The 15,809-nt window shown below is 71.8% G+C and carries 12 protein-coding genes; 11 read left to right on the top strand and 1 reads right to left on the bottom strand.

The window, feature by feature from the left end; translation table 11 throughout:
• Window positions 1–6 precede the first annotated feature (6 nt).
• From nuoF to AC29IT_RS05040, 11 genes are all read left to right on the top strand, one after another.
• Window positions 7–1,329 carry an NADH-quinone oxidoreductase subunit NuoF gene (gene nuoF / locus AC29IT_RS05090; RefSeq protein WP_358432470.1) on the top strand — a complete coding sequence of 441 codons (1,323 nt, stop codon included), beginning with the start codon at window positions 7–9 and terminating at the stop codon, window positions 1,327–1,329.
• The gene (locus tag AC29IT_RS05085) at window positions 1,326–3,905 is read left to right on the top strand and encodes an NADH-quinone oxidoreductase subunit G (RefSeq protein ID WP_488218008.1); all 2,580 of its coding nucleotides are present in this window, start codon (window positions 1,326–1,328) and stop codon (window positions 3,903–3,905) included. Before nuoF ends, AC29IT_RS05085 begins: the two co-directional genes overlap by 4 nt.
• Window positions 3,902–5,194 carry an NADH-quinone oxidoreductase subunit NuoH gene (gene nuoH / locus AC29IT_RS05080; protein WP_358432473.1) on the top strand — a complete coding sequence of 431 codons (1,293 nt, stop codon included), beginning with the start codon at window positions 3,902–3,904 and terminating at the stop codon, window positions 5,192–5,194. Before AC29IT_RS05085 ends, nuoH begins: the two co-directional genes overlap by 4 nt.
• Window positions 5,187–5,747: an NADH-quinone oxidoreductase subunit NuoI gene (nuoI, locus tag AC29IT_RS05075; RefSeq protein ID WP_224956932.1), complete on the top strand. Its 561-nt coding sequence runs from the start codon at window positions 5,187–5,189 to the stop codon at window positions 5,745–5,747. The genes nuoH and nuoI overlap by 8 nt, the downstream gene beginning before the upstream one ends.
• Window positions 5,747–6,691 carry an NADH-quinone oxidoreductase subunit J gene (locus AC29IT_RS05070; protein WP_488218007.1) on the top strand — a complete coding sequence of 315 codons (945 nt, stop codon included), beginning with the start codon at window positions 5,747–5,749 and terminating at the stop codon, window positions 6,689–6,691. Before nuoI ends, AC29IT_RS05070 begins: the two co-directional genes overlap by 1 nt.
• Window positions 6,688–6,987, top strand: a complete 300-nt coding sequence (gene nuoK, locus AC29IT_RS05065) for an NADH-quinone oxidoreductase subunit NuoK (RefSeq protein WP_200068963.1) — start codon at window positions 6,688–6,690, stop codon at window positions 6,985–6,987. The genes AC29IT_RS05070 and nuoK overlap by 4 nt, the downstream gene beginning before the upstream one ends.
• Before the next feature lie 138 nt (window positions 6,988–7,125).
• A complete protein-coding gene (gene nuoL / locus AC29IT_RS05060; RefSeq protein ID WP_488218246.1) occupies window positions 7,126–9,057 on the top strand; it encodes an NADH-quinone oxidoreductase subunit L in 1,932 nt (643 codons plus the stop codon).
• A gap of 49 nt (window positions 9,058–9,106) precedes the next feature.
• Window positions 9,107–10,684, top strand: a complete 1,578-nt coding sequence (locus AC29IT_RS05055) for a complex I subunit 4 family protein (protein WP_488218006.1) — start codon at window positions 9,107–9,109, stop codon at window positions 10,682–10,684.
• Between the two features lie 3 nt (window positions 10,685–10,687).
• Window positions 10,688–12,250: an NADH-quinone oxidoreductase subunit NuoN gene (gene nuoN, locus AC29IT_RS05050; protein WP_358432480.1), complete on the top strand. Its 1,563-nt coding sequence runs from the start codon at window positions 10,688–10,690 to the stop codon at window positions 12,248–12,250.
• Between the two features lie 49 nt (window positions 12,251–12,299).
• Window positions 12,300–13,331: a polyprenyl synthetase family protein gene (locus AC29IT_RS05045; protein ID WP_488218005.1), complete on the top strand. Its 1,032-nt coding sequence runs from the start codon at window positions 12,300–12,302 to the stop codon at window positions 13,329–13,331.
• A gap of 218 nt (window positions 13,332–13,549) precedes the next feature.
• Window positions 13,550–15,289, top strand: coding sequence for a sunset domain-containing protein (locus AC29IT_RS05040; protein WP_488218004.1), 1,740 nt, complete (start codon window positions 13,550–13,552; stop codon window positions 15,287–15,289).
• Window positions 15,290–15,329: 40 nt separating this feature from the next.
• On the opposite strand, the gene AC29IT_RS05035 is transcribed toward AC29IT_RS05040, so the two are convergent.
• The gene (locus tag AC29IT_RS05035) at window positions 15,330–15,770 is read right to left on the bottom strand and encodes an Lrp/AsnC family transcriptional regulator (protein WP_358432484.1); all 441 of its coding nucleotides are present in this window, start codon (window positions 15,768–15,770) and stop codon (window positions 15,330–15,332) included.
• Window positions 15,771–15,809 lie beyond the last annotated feature (39 nt).

Genomic DNA, 15,809 nt, shown 5'->3' with positions numbered 1-15,809 from the left:
GTGGACATGACCGACGCGAACTCCCCGAAGCCCGACGAACTCACCCCGGTGCTCACCAAGCGGTGGCTGTCGCCGAACTCCTGGAGCATCCGCACCTACGAGCAGCTGGAGGGCTACACCGCGCTGCGCAAGGCGTTGCGCGCCACGCCCGACGAACTGGTCGAGCTGGTGAAGTCCGCGGGCCTGCGCGGTCGCGGCGGCGCGGGGTTTCCGGCCGGCGTGAAGTGGAGCTTCATGCCGAAGGAACCGGTGAAGCCGCACTACCTCGTGGTCAACGCCGACGAGGGCGAACCGGGCACCTGCAAGGACATCCCGCTGATGATGGCCGACCCGCACTCGCTGGTGGAGGGCGTGATCATCGCCTGCTACGCGATGCGCTCGCACTTCTCGGCGATCTACGTGCGCGGTGAGGCGCTGCACTGCATCCGGCGGCTGAACAACGCGGTGCAGGAGGCCTACGCGGCCGGATACCTCGGCGAGGACATCCTCGGGTCCGGTTTCGACTGCGACGTCGTGGTGCACGCCGGGGCGGGCGCTTACATCTGCGGCGAGGAGACGGCGTTGCTCGACTCGCTGGAGGGCAAGCGCGGGCAGCCGCGGCTGAAGCCGCCGTTCCCCGCCGCCGCCGGGCTCTACGCGTGCCCGACCACGGTGAACAACGTGGAGACCATCGCCTCGGTGCCGTTCATCGTCAACGGCGGCTCCGACTGGTTCCGCAGCATGGGGCGGGAGAAGTCGCCCGGCCCGAAGATCTACTCGCTGTCCGGGCACGTCACGAACCCCGGCCAGTACGAGGCGCCGCTGGGCACCACGCTGCGGCAGCTGCTGGAGCTCGCGGGCGGCATGAAGGACGGGATCCCGCTCAAGTTCTGGACCCCCGGCGGCTCGTCGACGCCGCTGTTCACCGCCGAGCACCTGGACGTGCCGCTGGACTTCGAGGGCGCCGCCGAAGCGGGCTCGATGCTGGGCACCACGGCGCTGATGGTGTTCAACGAGACCGTGTCCGTGCCGTGGGCGGTGATGAAGTGGACGCAGTTCTACGAGCACGAGTCCTGCGGCAAGTGCACCCCCTGCCGGGAGGGCACCTTCTGGCTCGCCCAGGTCCTGGAGCGGATGGTCGAGGGGCACGGCACCGAAGAGGACATCGACACCCTGCTCGACGTCTGCGACAACATCTTCGGCCGCTCCTTCTGCGCCCTCGGTGACGGCGCGGTCAGCCCCATCACCAGCGGCATCAAGTACTTCCGCGAGGAATTCCTCGCGCTGTGTCAGCAGAACCGGCCCGGCGCGGAGCCGGGCGAGCCCGCACTGGCAGGAGCGGCCCGATGACGGTGGCATCCGAGCGTGAGACCAAGCCGGTCCCCGAGGGGCACGTCCGGCTGACGATCGACGGCGTCGAAGTCGACGCCCCCAAGGGCGAGCTGCTGATCCGCACCGCGGAGCGGATGGGCATCGTCATCCCCCGGTTCTGCGACCACCCGCTGCTCGACCCGGCGGGCGCGTGCAGGCAGTGCCTGGTGGAAGTGGAGATGAACGGCCGGGCGATGCCCAAGCCGCAGGCCTCCTGCACGATGACCGTCGCCGACGGCATGGTGGTGAAGACGCAGCAGACCTCGCCGGTCGCCGACAAGGCGCAGCAGGGCGTGATGGAGCTGCTGCTGATCAACCACCCGCTGGACTGCCCGATCTGCGACAAGGGCGGCGAGTGCCCGCTGCAGAACCAGGCGCTCAAGCACGGCCGCGCCGAATCCCGGTTCCACGACACCAAGCGGACCTTCGCGAAGCCGGTGCCGATCTCCACCCAGGTGCTGCTGGACCGGGAGCGCTGCGTGCTGTGCCAGCGCTGCACCCGGTTCTCCAAGCAGATCGCGGGCGACCCGTTCATCGAACTGCTGGAGCGCGGGGCGGTGCAGCAGATCGGCATCGCCGAGCAGCAGCCGTTCCAGTCGTACTTCTCCGGCAACACCATCCAGATCTGCCCGGTGGGCGCGCTGACCAGCGCCGCCTACCGGTTCCGCTCCCGGCCGTTCGACCTGGTGTCCACGCCGGGCGTGTGCGAGCACTGCTCGTCGGGCTGCGCGACGCGCACCGACTGGCGGCGCGGCAAGGTGATGCGGCGGCTCGCCGGGGACGACCCGGAGGTCAACGAGGAGTGGCTCTGCGACAAGGGCCGGTTCGCGTTCCGCTACGCCACCGCCGCGGACCGCTTCCTGCGGCCGATGGTGCGGGAGGGCGGTGAGCTGCGGACCGCGTCCTGGACCGAGGCGCTGCGCGTCGCCGCCGACGGCCTGCTGCGGGCGCGCGACGACCGCGGCGTCGGGGTGCTGCCCGGCGGCCGGTTGACCGAGGAGGACGCCTACGCGTACGCGAAGTTCGCGCGGATCGCGTTGCGCACCAACGACGTCGACGCCCGCGCCAGGGCGCACTCGGACGAGGAGCTCGCGTTCCTGGAGTCCACCGTCGTCGGCACCGGACCGGGTGCGGGCGCGGTGACCTTCGCCGATCTGGAGGCCGCGCCGGCCGTGCTGTGCGTCGCCTTCGAACCGGAGGAGGAGTCGCCGAGCGTGTTCCTGCGGCTGCGCAAGGCGGCCCGCAAGGGGAGCACGAAGGTCTTCCACCTCGGGCAGTGGAACTCGCCGGGCGTGGAGAAGACGACCCGGATCATGAGCAGCGGCGGCCCGGTGCGCACCGGCGCGCTGCTGCCCTGCCCGCCCGGCGGGGAGGCCGCCGCGCTGGCCGAACTCCCGTCCGAAGTGGACGAAGCGCTGCGGGCGGGGGGAGCGGTGCTCGTCGTCGGCGAGCGGGCCGCACAGCTGCCGGGCCTGCTCTCCGAGGTCACCCGGACCGCGGCCCGCACCGGCGCCCGGATCGCGTGGATCCCGCGCCGCGCGGGCGAACGCGGTGCCGTCGAAGCGGGCGCGCTGCCCACGCTGCTGCCCGGCGGCCGCGCCGTCGGCGACCTCACCGCCTGCGCCGAAGTCGCCCAGACCTGGGGCGTGGACGCCGACAGCCTGCCCGGCACTCCCGGGCGGGACGCCGACGGCATCCTGCGCGCCGCCGCCCGCGGCGACCTCGCCGGCCTGCTCGTCGGCGGCGTCGACCCGGACGACCTGCCCGACCCGGAACTGGCCCGGCAGGCCCTGGACCGCGCGGACTTCGTGGTGAGCCTCGAACTGCGGCCCAGCGCCGTCACCGAACGCGCCGACGTGGTGCTGCCCATCGCGCCGAGCGCGGAGAAGTCCGGCACCTACCTGAACTGGGAAGGCCGCCGCCGCGAATTCCGCACCACCATCGAAGGAACCGGCGCGCTGCCGGACTGCCGGGTGCTGGACACCCTCGCGGTGGAGATGGACGCCGACCTGTTCACCCAGAGCCCCGCCGCGGTCCGCGCCGAACTGGACCGGATCGGCACCGGCGGCCACGCCCGGCCCCCGGCGCCGGACGAGCAGGTGCGGCCCGCCGCGCCACCCGGACCGGGCCGCGCGCTGCTGGCCACTTGGCGGCGGCTGCTGGACGACGGCTCGCTGCAGGACGACGAACCGAACCTCGCGGGCACCCGGCGGGACACCGTGGCGATGCTGTCGCCCGGCACCGCCCGGCGCCTCGGGCTGCTGGAGCACCAGCAGGTCGAGGTCCGCGGCGACCGCGGGTCGATCACCCTCGAAGCGCGGTTCACCGACATGCCGGACGACGTGGTGTGGCTGCCGATGGACTCCGGGCCGTCGAAGGTGAACCGGCTCCTCGGCGTCGGCCACGGCGCACCGGTCGCGCTCGCCCCGGCGGGCCCGATCGCGAACGGCCACGGCACCAACGGGAACGGGACGCGCAGCAGCAACGGGCACGGCGCGAACGGCCACGGCGGCACCGGGCTCGGCTTCGGCGGCACCGAGAGGAGCCGGTCATGACGCGCACCGCGGAACTGCTCGCCGACGACCCGATCTGGCTGATCCTGATCAAGGTCGTGGTCATCTTCGCGTTCCTGGTGCTGATGACGCTGTTGACGATCTGGGCCGAGCGCCGCGTCATCGGCCGCATGCAGCACCGCCCCGGTCCGAACCGCGCCGGACCGTTCGGCATCCTGCAATCCCTCGCCGACGGGCTGAAGCTCGCGTTCAAGGAGGACATCCGGCCGGTCCTCGCCGACAAGTGGGTGTACTTCCTCGCCCCGGTGATCTCCGCGACGCCCGCGCTGGTGTCGTTCTCGGTGATCCCGATCGGGCCGGAGGTCACGGTCTTCGGCGAGCCCACCGCGCTGCAGCTGGTCGAACTGCCGGTGGGGCTGCTGGTGGTGCTGGCCAGCGCGTCCATCGGCGTCTACGGCATCGTGCTCGCCGGCTGGTCCTCCGGATCGCCGTACCCGCTGCTGGGTTCGCTGCGGTCCGCCGCGCAGGTCATCTCCTACGAGATCGCGATGGGCCTCTCGTTCGTCGCCGTGATCATGTACGCGGGCACGCTGTCCACCGCGGGCATCGTCGAAGCGCAGACCAGCGGCTGGTTCGCGCTGGTGCTGCCGTTCAGCTTCCTGGTGTACGTGGTCGCGATGGTCGGCGAGACCAACCGCGCCCCGTTCGACCTGCCGGAAGCCGAATCCGAGCTCGTCGGCGGCTTCCACACCGAGTACTCCTCGCTGAAGTTCGCGCTGTTCTTCCTCGCCGAGTACATCAACATGGTCACCGTCTCCGCCCTCGCCACCACGCTGTTCCTCGGCGGCTGGCACGCGCCGTGGCCGCTGAGCCTGATCGGCGGCGGGGTGCTCAACACGGGCTGGTGGCCGGTGCTGTGGTTCCTCGGCAAGACCGTGGCGTTCCTGTTCGTCTTCGTGTGGCTGCGCGCCACGCTGCCGCGGCTGCGCTACGACCAGTTCATGAACCTCGGCTGGAAGGTCCTCGTCCCGCTGAGCCTGGTGTGGATCGTCGTGGTCACCGTGATCCGCGCCGTCCGCAACGAGCAGGCCGTCGGCTCGACGACCTTCCTGGTCATCGGCGGCGTGGTGCTGGCGGTGCTCATCGCCGCGGCTTTCCTCGTCCCGGACCGCAAGCGGCCCGAACCGGAAGAACCGGAAGCACCCATGGCGGGCAGCGGGTTCCCCGTCCCGCCGCTGGACCTGCAAGTGCCCCCGACCCCACCGCGGCGCACCCCGGTGCCGCCGTCCGGGGCCGACGACGCCTCGAAGGAGGGAGCGGGCCGTGTTTGATCCGCTGAAAGGTTTCGGCGTCACCTTCTCGACCATGTTCAAGAAGGTCGTCACCGAGGAGTACCCCGAGGTCAAGAAGGTCACCGCACCCCGGTTCCACGGCCGCCACCAGCTCAACCGGCACCCGGACGGGCTGGAGAAGTGCGTGGGCTGCGAGCTGTGCGCCTGGGCCTGCCCCGCCGACGCGATCTTCGTCGAGGGCGGGGACAACACCGAGGACGAGCGCTACTCGCCGGGCGAGCGCTACGGCGCCGACTACCAGATCAACTACCTGCGCTGCATCGGCTGCGGGCTGTGCATCGAAGCGTGCCCGACCCGGTCGCTGACCATGACGAACGAGTACGAGACCGCCGACGACGACCGGCAGCACCTCATCTACACCAAGGAGGACCTGCTGGCCCCGCTGCTGCCCGGCATGGAGCAGCCGCCGCACCCGATGCGGCTCGGCGAGGACGAGCAGGACTACTACGTGCGCGGCCCCGAGCTCGCGCGGCGCAGCGGCGTGCCCGAAGGCGAAACCGTGGAGACCGGGCACGAGGAGGCGCGGCGGTGATGCTCACGGCAACGGCGGTGCTCGCCCAGCAGCAGGCCGCGGACGTGGTCGGTGCCGGGGAGACCGCGGCGTTCTGGATCCTCGGGCCGCTGGCCCTGGTCGGCGCGCTGGGCATGGTGTTCGCGCGCAACGCGGTGCACTCCGCGCTGTTCCTGGTGCTGACCATGCTGAGCCTCGGCGTGCTGTACATGGCGCAGAGCGCGCCCTTCCTCGGCTTCACCCAGATCATCGTCTACACCGGCGCGATCATGATGCTGTTCCTGTTCGTGCTGATGATGGTGGGCCGCGACTCCTCCGACTCGGTGGTGGAGGTGCTGCGCGGGCAGCGGCTGTGGGCCGCCGTCGCCGGGGTCGCGTTCGCGCTGCTGCTGGTGACCGGGCTGGCCAGGGCGCTCACCGACGTGCCGGTCGCCGCTCCGCTGGACCCGTGGTCCGCGCGCGGCGGCGGTGCGGGCGGGCTCGGCGCGCTGATCTTCACCGACTACCTGTTCCCGTTCGAGCTGACCTCGGCGCTGCTGATCACCGCCGCGCTGGGCGCGATGGTCCTCGCCTACGGCGGCAAGGGCCGGGCCGCGCGGATCAGCCAGCGGGAACGCGTCGAAGCACGGCTGCGCGGCGACCGCTCCTCCCCGCTGCCCGGGCCCGGCGTGTTCGCCACCGCGAACTCGGTGGCGACCCCCGCGCTGCTGCCGGACGGCACGGTGGCGCCCGAATCGCTGTCCGAGATCCTCGACAACCTGCCGGTGGAACGGCTCACCGCCGACCGCGAGGCCATCGCGGGCAAGGGCGCCGACCCCGATCCGCACGCGCTCACCGACCACCCCCGCGACCCCGAGGACCCGGCACCCGATCTCGACGCCCCGGTGCCGGAAGCCCGGGACGACCACGGCGAGAACGGCCGCTCCGGCACCGGGCACGCGTCCCCCGAGGAGGTGCGGAGATGACCCCGACCTACTACCTGCTGCTGTCCGCGCTGCTGTTCAGCATCGGCGCCGTCGGCGTGCTGGTGCGGCGCAACGCCATCGTCGTGTTCATGTGCGTCGAGCTGATGCTCAACGCGGTGAACCTGACGCTGGTCACCTTCGCCCGCATCGAAGGCTCGGTGCACGGGCAGGTGATGGCGTTCTTCGTGATGGTCGTCGCCGCCGCCGAGGTCGTGGTCGGCCTCGCGATCATCATGTCGATCTTCCGGACCCGCCGCTCGGCCTCGGTCGACGACGCCAACCTCCTCAAGTACTAGCGCCATGCCCGCCCCCGCGGCCGGTGCGCCGCGCACCCGAACCCCCGTTCGCACTCACAGTAGGGAGAGCCTGGCGTGACGACGACGTTCCCGGCCAGCGGTCCCGATCTCCTCGCCGTGCAGGCCGCGCAAGGCCCCGTGCAGGGCGGCGCCTGGCTCCTCATCGCGCTGCCGCTGCTCGGCGCCGCCGTGCTGCTGATCGCGGGCCGCCGCGCCGACGGGTGGGGACACCTGCTGGGCAGCGCCACCGTGATCGCGGCGTTCGCCTACGGGGTGGCGCTGTTCACGAGCATCGCGGGCGACGCGCAACCGGTGCGCGAGCTGCACGTGTTCTCCTGGATCCCGGTCGAGGCGCTGCAGGTCGACTTCGGGCTCCGGCTGGACCCGCTGTCGATGGTGTTCGTGCTGCTGATCACCGGGGTGGGCGCGCTGATCCACCTCTACTCGATCGGCTACATGGCGCACGACCAGGAAGGCCGCACCGGGCGGGACAACACCGAGCGGCGGCGCTTCTTCGCCTACCTGAACCTGTTCGTCGCCGCGATGCTGGTGCTGGTGCTGGGCAACAGCTTCGTGACGCTGTACCTCGGCTGGGAGGGCGTCGGCCTGGCGTCCTACCTGCTGATCGGGTTCTGGCAGCAGCGGCCCTCGGCGGCCGCGGCCGCGACCAAGGCGTTCGTGATGAACCGGGTCGGCGACGTCGGGCTCGCCCTCGCGATCTTCCTGCTGTTCGCGAAGCTCGGCACCACCCAGTACACCGAGGTCTTCGCCCGCGCGGGCGAGCTGAGCCCCGGCGTGCTGCTGGCGATCACGCTGCTGCTGCTCCTCGGCGCCTGCGGCAAGTCCGGCCAGGTCCCGCTGCAGGCGTGGCTGCCGGACGCGATGGAAGGCCCCACCCCGGTGTCCGCGCTGATCCACGCGGCGACCATGGTCACCGCCGGCGTCTACCTGATCGCCCGCTCCAACCCGCTGTACACGCTGTCCCCGGACGGCAGGCTCGTCGTCACCATCATCGGTGCGGTGACGCTGCTGGTCGGCTGCGTCATCGGCTGCGCCTACGACGACATCAAGAAGGTGCTGGCCTACTCCACGGTGAGCCAGATCGGCTACATGATCCTCGCCGTCGGGCTCGGGCCCGCCGGGTACGCGCTCGGCATCATGCACCTGCTCACGCACGGGTTCTTCAAGGCCGGGCTGTTCCTCGGCGCCGGGTCGGTGATGCACGCGATGCGCGACGAGGTGAACATGCGCCGGTTCGGCGGGCTCGCCAAGCACCTGCCGATCACCTTCGCCACCTTCGCGCTCGGCTACCTGGCGCTGATCGGGTTCCCGTTCCTGTCCGGCTACTACTCGAAGGACGCGATCATCGAGGCCGCGTTCGGCCAGGACGGCTGGCGCGGCTGGGTGTTCGGCGGGGCCGCGCTGCTCGGCGCCGCGCTCACCGCGTTCTACATGACCCGGCTGGTGCTGATGACCTTCTTCGGCGAGAAGCGCTGGCAGGACCTGAAGACCGCGGACGGGCAGGACTACCACCCGCACGAATCCCCGGCGATCATGACCGGACCGATGATCGTGCTGGCCGTCGGCTCGGTCGGGGCGGGCATGTTCCTCGCCTCCGGCGACCGGCTGGTCACCTTCCTCGCGCCCTCGCTCGGGGCGCTGGAGGAATCGCACGGCGGGGCGCTGCCGCACTCGGTGATCCCGGTGCTGACCGTGGTGCTCTCCGCGCTCGGCGCCCTCACCGCCTGGCTGCTCGTCGGCCGCAAACCCGTGCCGGTCATCCGGCCCGAGCGGGTCTCGCCGGTGGTGCGGGCCGCCCGCGCCGACCTCGGCGGCAACGCGCTCAACGACGCCGTCGTCGTCCGGCCGACCGCCGGGCTCACCCGCGGCCTGGTCGCCTTCGACCGCGCCGCCGTCGACGGCGCCGTCACCGGGCTCGCCGGCGCGCTGCAGCTCGGCTCCGGCTGGGCGCGGCGCAGGCAGAACGGGTTCGTGCGCTCCTACGCGCTGTCCATGCTCTGCGGCGGCGTGCTGCTGATCGGGGCGCTGCTGGTGGTGGGCACGCCATGACCGACCGCACCCGAATCCAGCCGAACCTCCCGGGGGAAGAGGAGATCCGATGACCCTGCTCCTCGTGCTCGTCCTGCTGCCGCTGGCGGGCGCCGTCGCCGTCGGGCTGCTGCGCCGCAACGCGCCGGTGGCGAAGTGGACCGCGCTCGCCGTGTCGCTCGCCGAGTTCGCCGTCGCGATCGCCGCCTGGGCCGCCTACGACCCGGCCGGGCCGCGGCTGCAACTGGCCGGCTCCGTCGAGTGGATCCCGGCGTTCGACATCCGGGTGTCCTTCGCCGTCGACGGCATCGCGCTCGTCATGATCGCCGTGATCGCGCTGCTGATGCCGCTGGTGCTCGGCTTCAGCTGGGGCGAACTGCTGCCCGAAGGGCGCAGCCACGGCGGGTTCTTCTCGCTGCTGCTGGTGGAGCAGGCGCTGACGGTGGCCGTGTTCGCGGCGACCGACGTGTTCCTGTTCTACGTGCTGTTCGAGATCATGCTGATCCCGATGTACTTCCTCATCGGCGGCTACGGCGGTGAGCGCGGCAAGTACGCGGCGGTGAAGTTCTTCCTGTACTCGTTCCTCGGCGGCCTGATCATGCTGGCCGCCGCGATCGGGGCCTACGCCTACGCGCTGCGGACCACCGGCGAAGGCACCTTCGACTGGGCGCGGCTGGTGCCGATCCTCGCCGACGCGCCGATCGCCGTGCAGGTGTGGATCTTCCTGGGCTTCTTCACCGCCTTCGCGATCAAGGCGCCGCTGGTGCCGCTGCACACCTGGCTGCCGGACGCCGCCGAGCAGGCGCCGATCGGCGTCGCCGTGATCGTCGTCGGCGTGCTGGACAAGGTCGGCACCTTCGGCTTCCTGCGCTACAGCCTGCCGCTCACCCCGGACGCCTCCCAGCTGCTGGCGCCGCTGGTGCTCGTGCTGGCGGTGCTCGGCGTGCTCTACGGCTCGTTGCAGGCGTTCGGGCAGACCGACCTGAAGCGGTTCATCGCCTACGTGTCCATCGCGCACTTCGGGTTCATCGCGCTCGGGATCTTCGCCTACACCTCGCAGGCGCAGGTCGGGGCCGTGTCCTACATGCTCAACCACAGCCTGGCGACCGGGCTGCTCATCCTGGTCATCGGCATGATCATCGCGCGCGGCGGGTCCACCCGGATCGCCGACTACGGCGGGATGGCCAAGATCACGCCGCTGCTGGCGGGCACCCTGCTCATCGCCGGGCTCAGCACCCTGTCGCTGCCCGGCACCAACTCGTTCATCAGCGAGTTCCTGGTGCTGCTGGGCGCCTTCCCGACGCAGCCCGTCTACACGGTGCTCGCCACCATCGGGATGGTGCTCGCCGCCGTCTACGTGCTGCGGCTCTACCAGCGGATCATGCAGGGCCCGGTGCGCGGCGACGCGCTCGTCGGCACCGCGGGCGGCCCCGGCGCCGTCACGGACCCGAACCGGCCCGGCGCGCACCGAGCCCGGGTGCTCGACCTGCGGCCGCGGGAGATCGCCGTGCTGACCCCGCTGATCGTGCTGGTGCTCGCGCTCGGCGTGTACCCGAAACCGGTGCTGGACGTGATCACCCCGTCGGTCGGGGCGACCATGAGCGAGGTCGGCGTCACCGACCCCGTGACCTCGCAAGGAGGGAACTGAACAGTGGGTGCCACTCAGGTCGCGGTCCACGCGCAGCAGATTCCGATCCCGCCGATCGACTACGCCGCCATCACACCGGTGCTCGTCGTGCTCGGCGCCGCCTGCATCAGCGTGCTCGTCGAGGCCTTCGTGCCCCGCCGGTCCCGCTGGACCGCCCAGGTCGCGCTGAGCCTGCTGGCGCTCGTCGTCGCCGGGATCGCCCTCGGGCTGCACGCCCGCTCCGGCGGCACCGGCGTCACCACCCTGTCCGACGCGCTGGCCGTGGACGCGCCCACGCTGTTCCTGTGGGGAACGCTGCTCGGCCTCGGCATCGCGGCGATCCTGCTCATCGCGGACCGCTCGGTGGAACCCGGCGGCGCGTTCGTCGCCGAGTCCGCCGCCGAAGCCGAGCAGGACCACGGGAACCGCGGCGGGGGCGCCGGGATGCGCACCGAGGTCTTCCCGCTCGCCCTGTTCTCGCTCGGCGGGATGATGGTGTTCTGCGCGGCCAACGACCTGCTCACGATGTTCATCGCGCTGGAAGTGCTGAGCCTGCCGCTGTACCTGATGTGCGGGCTCGCGAAGCGCCGCAGGCTGCTCTCGCAGGAAGCGGCGGTGAAGTACTTCCTGCTCGGTGCGTTCGCCTCCGCGTTCTTCCTGTACGGGCTGGCGCTGCTCTACGGCTACGCCGGTTCGGTGCGGCTCGCCGACATCGCCGCGGCCACCTCGACCAGCGACCGCTCCGAGACGCTGCTGTTCGCCGGGATCGGGCTGCTCGTCATCGGCCTGCTGTTCAAGGCCTCCGTCGGCCCGTTCCACACCTGGACGCCGGACGTCTACCAGGGCGCCCCGACCGCGGTCACCGGATTCATGGCCGCCTGCACCAAGGTCGCCGCGTTCGGCGCGATCCTCCGGGTGCTGCAGGTCGCGCTGCAGGCCTCCAGCTGGGAGTGGCGCGGCGTCATGTGGGCCGTCGCGATCGTGTCCATGGTGATCGGCGTGGTCCTCGGGCTCACCCAGAACGACATCAAGCGGATGATCGCCTACTCGTCCATCGCGCACGCCGGGTTCCTGCTCATCGGGTCGATCTCGCTCACCGAACGTGGCCTGTCGGGCACGATGTTCTACCTGCTGGCCTACGGGTTCACCACGATCGCCGTGTTCGGTGTGATCAGCCTCGTGCGCACCGCGGAGGGTGAGGCTACTCACCTTTCCGACTGGGCCGGGTTGGCGAAGCGTTCACCGGTGCTCGCGGCGGTGTTCACGTTCCTGCTGTTCGCCCTCGCCGGTATCCCGCTGACGAGCGGTTTCATCGGAAAGTTCGTGGTATTCGAGGCCGCGCTGTCGGACGGGATGGCCCCGCTGGTGGTGGTGGCCCTGGTGGCCAGTGCGGTTGCGGCGTTCTTCTACCTTCGTGTCATCGTGCTGATGTACTTCAGCGAGCCGGCCGCCGACGGGCCCACCGTCAGCGTGCCGGGTGCGTTCACAACCGCGGCGATCACGTTGGGCGTGGTCGTGACGCTGTTGCTGGGCGTGCTGCCCACGGTGGCCCTGGACTGGGCCGGTGTGGGTGGTTTCGTGTCGTAGAGTGCCCGCCCGTAGGGCGACTCGGTGGGGGAGCGAAGGCGACGGTGACGTGAGCAGCCCATCTGGTGAACCGGTCAGGAACGTGGCTGGCAGTACTGCTGCGAGCGGGTTCGACATCGACGATCCGGCCCTGGCCGAGTCGATCTCCGCGGGCATGGCCCGGGTCGAAGCGCTGCTGCACGAGTCGGTGCGCAGCGAGTTCGACTTCGCGACCCGTACTTCGCTGCACCTGGTGGACGCGGGCGGCAAGCGGTTCCGCCCGCTGTTCGCGCTGCTGGCGGCGCACTTCGCCGACCCGTCGCCGGACGAGGTGATCACCTCGGCGGCGGTGGTGGAGATGGTGCACCTCGCGACGCTGTACCACGACGACGTGATGGACGAGGCCACGATGCGCCGCGGCGCGGCCAGCGCGAACGTGCGCTGGGACAACTCGGTCGCGATCCTCACCGGCGACTTCCTGATGGCGCACGCCTCCCGGATGGTCGCGGACCTCGGCGCGGACGCGGTGCGGCGGATGGCCACCACCTTCGAGGCGCTGGTCACCGGGCAGCTGCGCGAGACGATCGGCGCGGGCGAGGGGCAGGACCTGGAGGAGCACTACCTCCAGGTGATCTACGAGAAGACCGGTTCGCTGATCGCGACCTCCGGCCGGTTCGGCGCCACCGCGGCGGGAGCGACTCCGGAGCAGGTCGCGGCGCTGGAATCGTTCGGCAAGAGCATCGGGATCGCCTTCCAGATCTCCGACGACGTGATCGACATCGCCTCGCCCGCGGCGGACTCCGGGAAGACGCCCGGGACCGACCTGCGCGAGGGCGTGCTGACGCTGCCGATGATCTACGCGCGGGATGCGGCGGACACCGACCCGCGGCTGCTGGAACTGCTGGGCGAACCGCTGCACGAGGACGAGGACGTGGCGGAGGCGTTGAAGCTGCTGCGCGAGTCCAGCGGGCTGCGGCGGGCGCGCGCCACGCTCGACGAGTACGCGGAGGAAGCGCGCGCGGTGCTGGCGGAGCTCCCGGACTGCTCCGCGCGAACCGCCCTGGAAGCGCTGGTCCACTACGTGGTGGCCCGGACCCGCTGACATCGCTGGACGCGGTCGCCGGGCCGGTCCGCGCGGGCCGCTCGGACCACCCGGCGGTGTCGGACAGTGAACGCTCGGTGCAGGTGAGTCACTCTGTCGGGGCCGATTCTGGTCTCGGTCGGGTGGAGTCCTGCGCCGAGGTACGGGGTCGAGCGTGCGCGGAGTAGCCTGTCCACGCTCACGGTGCCCCACGTGGCCTTTGAGGGAGGGCGTCGCCGGTGGTGTGGCTGTTTACGCAGGTGTGGTTGTGGAGTGTCGCCGCGTTCCTGCTCGGATCTGTGATCACCTGGTTGCTGTTCGTGCTGCCGTTGCGGCGCAGGCTGCGGAAGGTGACCTCCGAGTTCACCGAGTACGTGGAGCACCAGGACGCGCGGCACGACCGGCAGGTCTGGCGCAGCCACCAGCCCTCGCCGCCGCTGAGCGTGGAGCGCACCGCGGTGCAGCCGCGCTGGGAGCAGGACGCCGGGCAGCTCGCCGAGCCGGACGAGGACGACGAGCCGCGCACCGCGCGGCTGCCGGAGCCGGAGCGGCCCACGACGCCGGTCACCCGCTCCGCGGCCGCACACTCCGGGTCGGCCCACGCAGCGCCGTCCCACTCCGCGCCGTCCCAGCCCGAGGCCGAACCGGCCACCGAACAGCCCACCGACTCGCGCGCCGAGGTCTCGGTGCGCGGCGGTTCCCAGGTCGCCGACCTGGTGGTGGACGACGCCGCGACCACCGCGCACGAACCCGTCGAGGAGCCCGCCCGCGCCGTCGGCGACCCGTCCCTCCCGGTCCGGAACCCCGGCGCCTGGAAGGACGACAGCCCGTACGCGGGCCGGTCCAGCGGGGGTTGGTGGCCCAGCCGCGTCCGCGAGGACGAGGAGGCCGCTCAGCACTCCGAGCCCGGGCGCCCGGACGCGACCCAGCGCCTCGACGCGAGCCGGCACGCCGACGGAACCCAGCACGACGGAACCCAGCGCCCCGACGACGTCCAGTCGAGCCGCCGGTCCGCGCCGTGGACCATCCCGACCGGCCAGGACGACGTCGAGGACGCCGAGCGGCCCACCTCCGCGGACATCGGCCAGGCCCTCGGGCGCGGCGCGAACACCGACCCGGTGGCGGACCGGCCCGTCGAATCGGCCAGCACCTGGTTCCAGAAGAACGCCGCACCCGACGAGTCGGAGATCGCCCGCCCGGCGCGGTCGACCGGCGGCAACGAGATCTTCACCCGGCCCGAGACGCCGCGCCGCTCCGGTCCGCCCGGGCTGTCCGGCGCCGCCGAGTTGTCCGCGGCGCTGGGCCTGTCGGACCTGGCGGAGTCGCCGCGGCCCGCGGCGGACGCGCCGCGCGAGCCCGAACCGGCGCCGGAACCCGCGTGGGTCGAGCCCGCCCGCTCCGAGCAGTCCCAGCCCGCGCACGACCGCTCCGGGCACGACCGCTCCGCGCACGACCAGCCCGGACACGACCAGTCCGGGCACGACCAGCTCGGGCACGACCGCTCCGCGCACGACCAGCCCGCGAGCGACCGGTCCGAGACCGGCCGTCCGGAGCACGGCGACGACCACGGCTTCGCCGGGAACCTGCGCGCGCTGGTGGAGAGCCGGGCGCACGAGTTCACCGACCAGGCCGCGCCCGAGCCGGCCTCGGACATCCCGGTGCTCGCCGAGTCCGAGCAGACCCCGCTGCCGCGCCGTACCCCGGGCGCGGGCCCGCGGCCCGGCATGCAGCGGTCCGCCAAGCCGCAGGCCGCCTGGCACGCCGACCCGCAGGCGCAGGCGAACCGCAGGCGCGAGTCGCTGGCCGCGCCGCAGGAGCCGTCGCAGCAGGACGGCCACATGATCAAGGGTGACTTCGGTTCCCGCCGCTACCACGCCCCGGACTCGCCGCACTACGACCGCGTCGTCGCCGAGGTGTGGTTCCGGACGGAGGCGGACGCGGAGGAAGCGGGCTTCCAGCACTGGAACTCCGGCAGCTGACCTGCCGCGCAGCCGCCCCCGCCACCGCGCGGGGGCGGCTTCACGGTTGCGGCGGGCGCTCCAGCAGCCGGGACAGCACCACGGTGGACACGGTCCGGCTGATGAACTCGACGCCGCGCAACCGTTCCAGCGCGGTCTCCAGGTGGTGGATGTCGGCGGCACGCAGGTGCACGATCGCGTCCGCGGGCCCGGACACCGTGTAGGCGGCGACGACTTCGGGCAGCGGTTCGAGGCCGCTGCGGATGCGGTGCGTGGGCACGTTCCCGTGGCAGTGCACTTCGACGAACGCCTCGGTTCCCCAGCCCAGCGCCTCGGGGTCGACGACGGCGGTGAAGCCGCGCAGCACGCCCTGGTCCAGCAGCTTGTCGACCCGTCGCTTCACCGCGGGCGCGGACAGACCCACCACGGCGCCGATCTCGGCGTAGCTGGCGCGCGCGTCCGTCACCAGTTGCGAAACGATTCGCTGATCCAAGGCATCCATGCGCAACATACTGCCGTATTTCGCGCAATGGAGCGTTGT

The organism is Saccharopolyspora sp. MMCC62 (genome assembly GCF_057736575.1).
This window is presented reverse-complemented; position numbering and strand designations above follow the sequence as displayed.

What these genes read in the sequence shown, in the direction of transcription:
- AC29IT_RS05085 (WP_488218008.1), top strand. Translation starts at nt 1,326, where the DNA reads ATGACGGTGGCATCCGAGCGTGAGACCAAGCCGGTCCCCGAGGGGCAC.
- AC29IT_RS05035 (WP_358432484.1), bottom strand. Translation starts at nt 15,770, where the DNA reads ATGGATGCCTTGGATCAGCGAATCGTTTCGCAACTGGTGACGGACGCG.
- AC29IT_RS05055 (WP_488218006.1), top strand. Translation starts at nt 9,107, where the DNA reads ATGACCCTGCTCCTCGTGCTCGTCCTGCTGCCGCTGGCGGGCGCCGTC.
- nuoK (WP_200068963.1), top strand. Translation starts at nt 6,688, where the DNA reads ATGACCCCGACCTACTACCTGCTGCTGTCCGCGCTGCTGTTCAGCATC.
- AC29IT_RS05070 (WP_488218007.1), top strand. Translation starts at nt 5,747, where the DNA reads ATGCTCACGGCAACGGCGGTGCTCGCCCAGCAGCAGGCCGCGGACGTG.
- nuoF (WP_358432470.1), top strand. Translation starts at nt 7, where the DNA reads ATGACCGACGCGAACTCCCCGAAGCCCGACGAACTCACCCCGGTGCTC.
- nuoH (WP_358432473.1), top strand. Translation starts at nt 3,902, where the DNA reads ATGACGCGCACCGCGGAACTGCTCGCCGACGACCCGATCTGGCTGATC.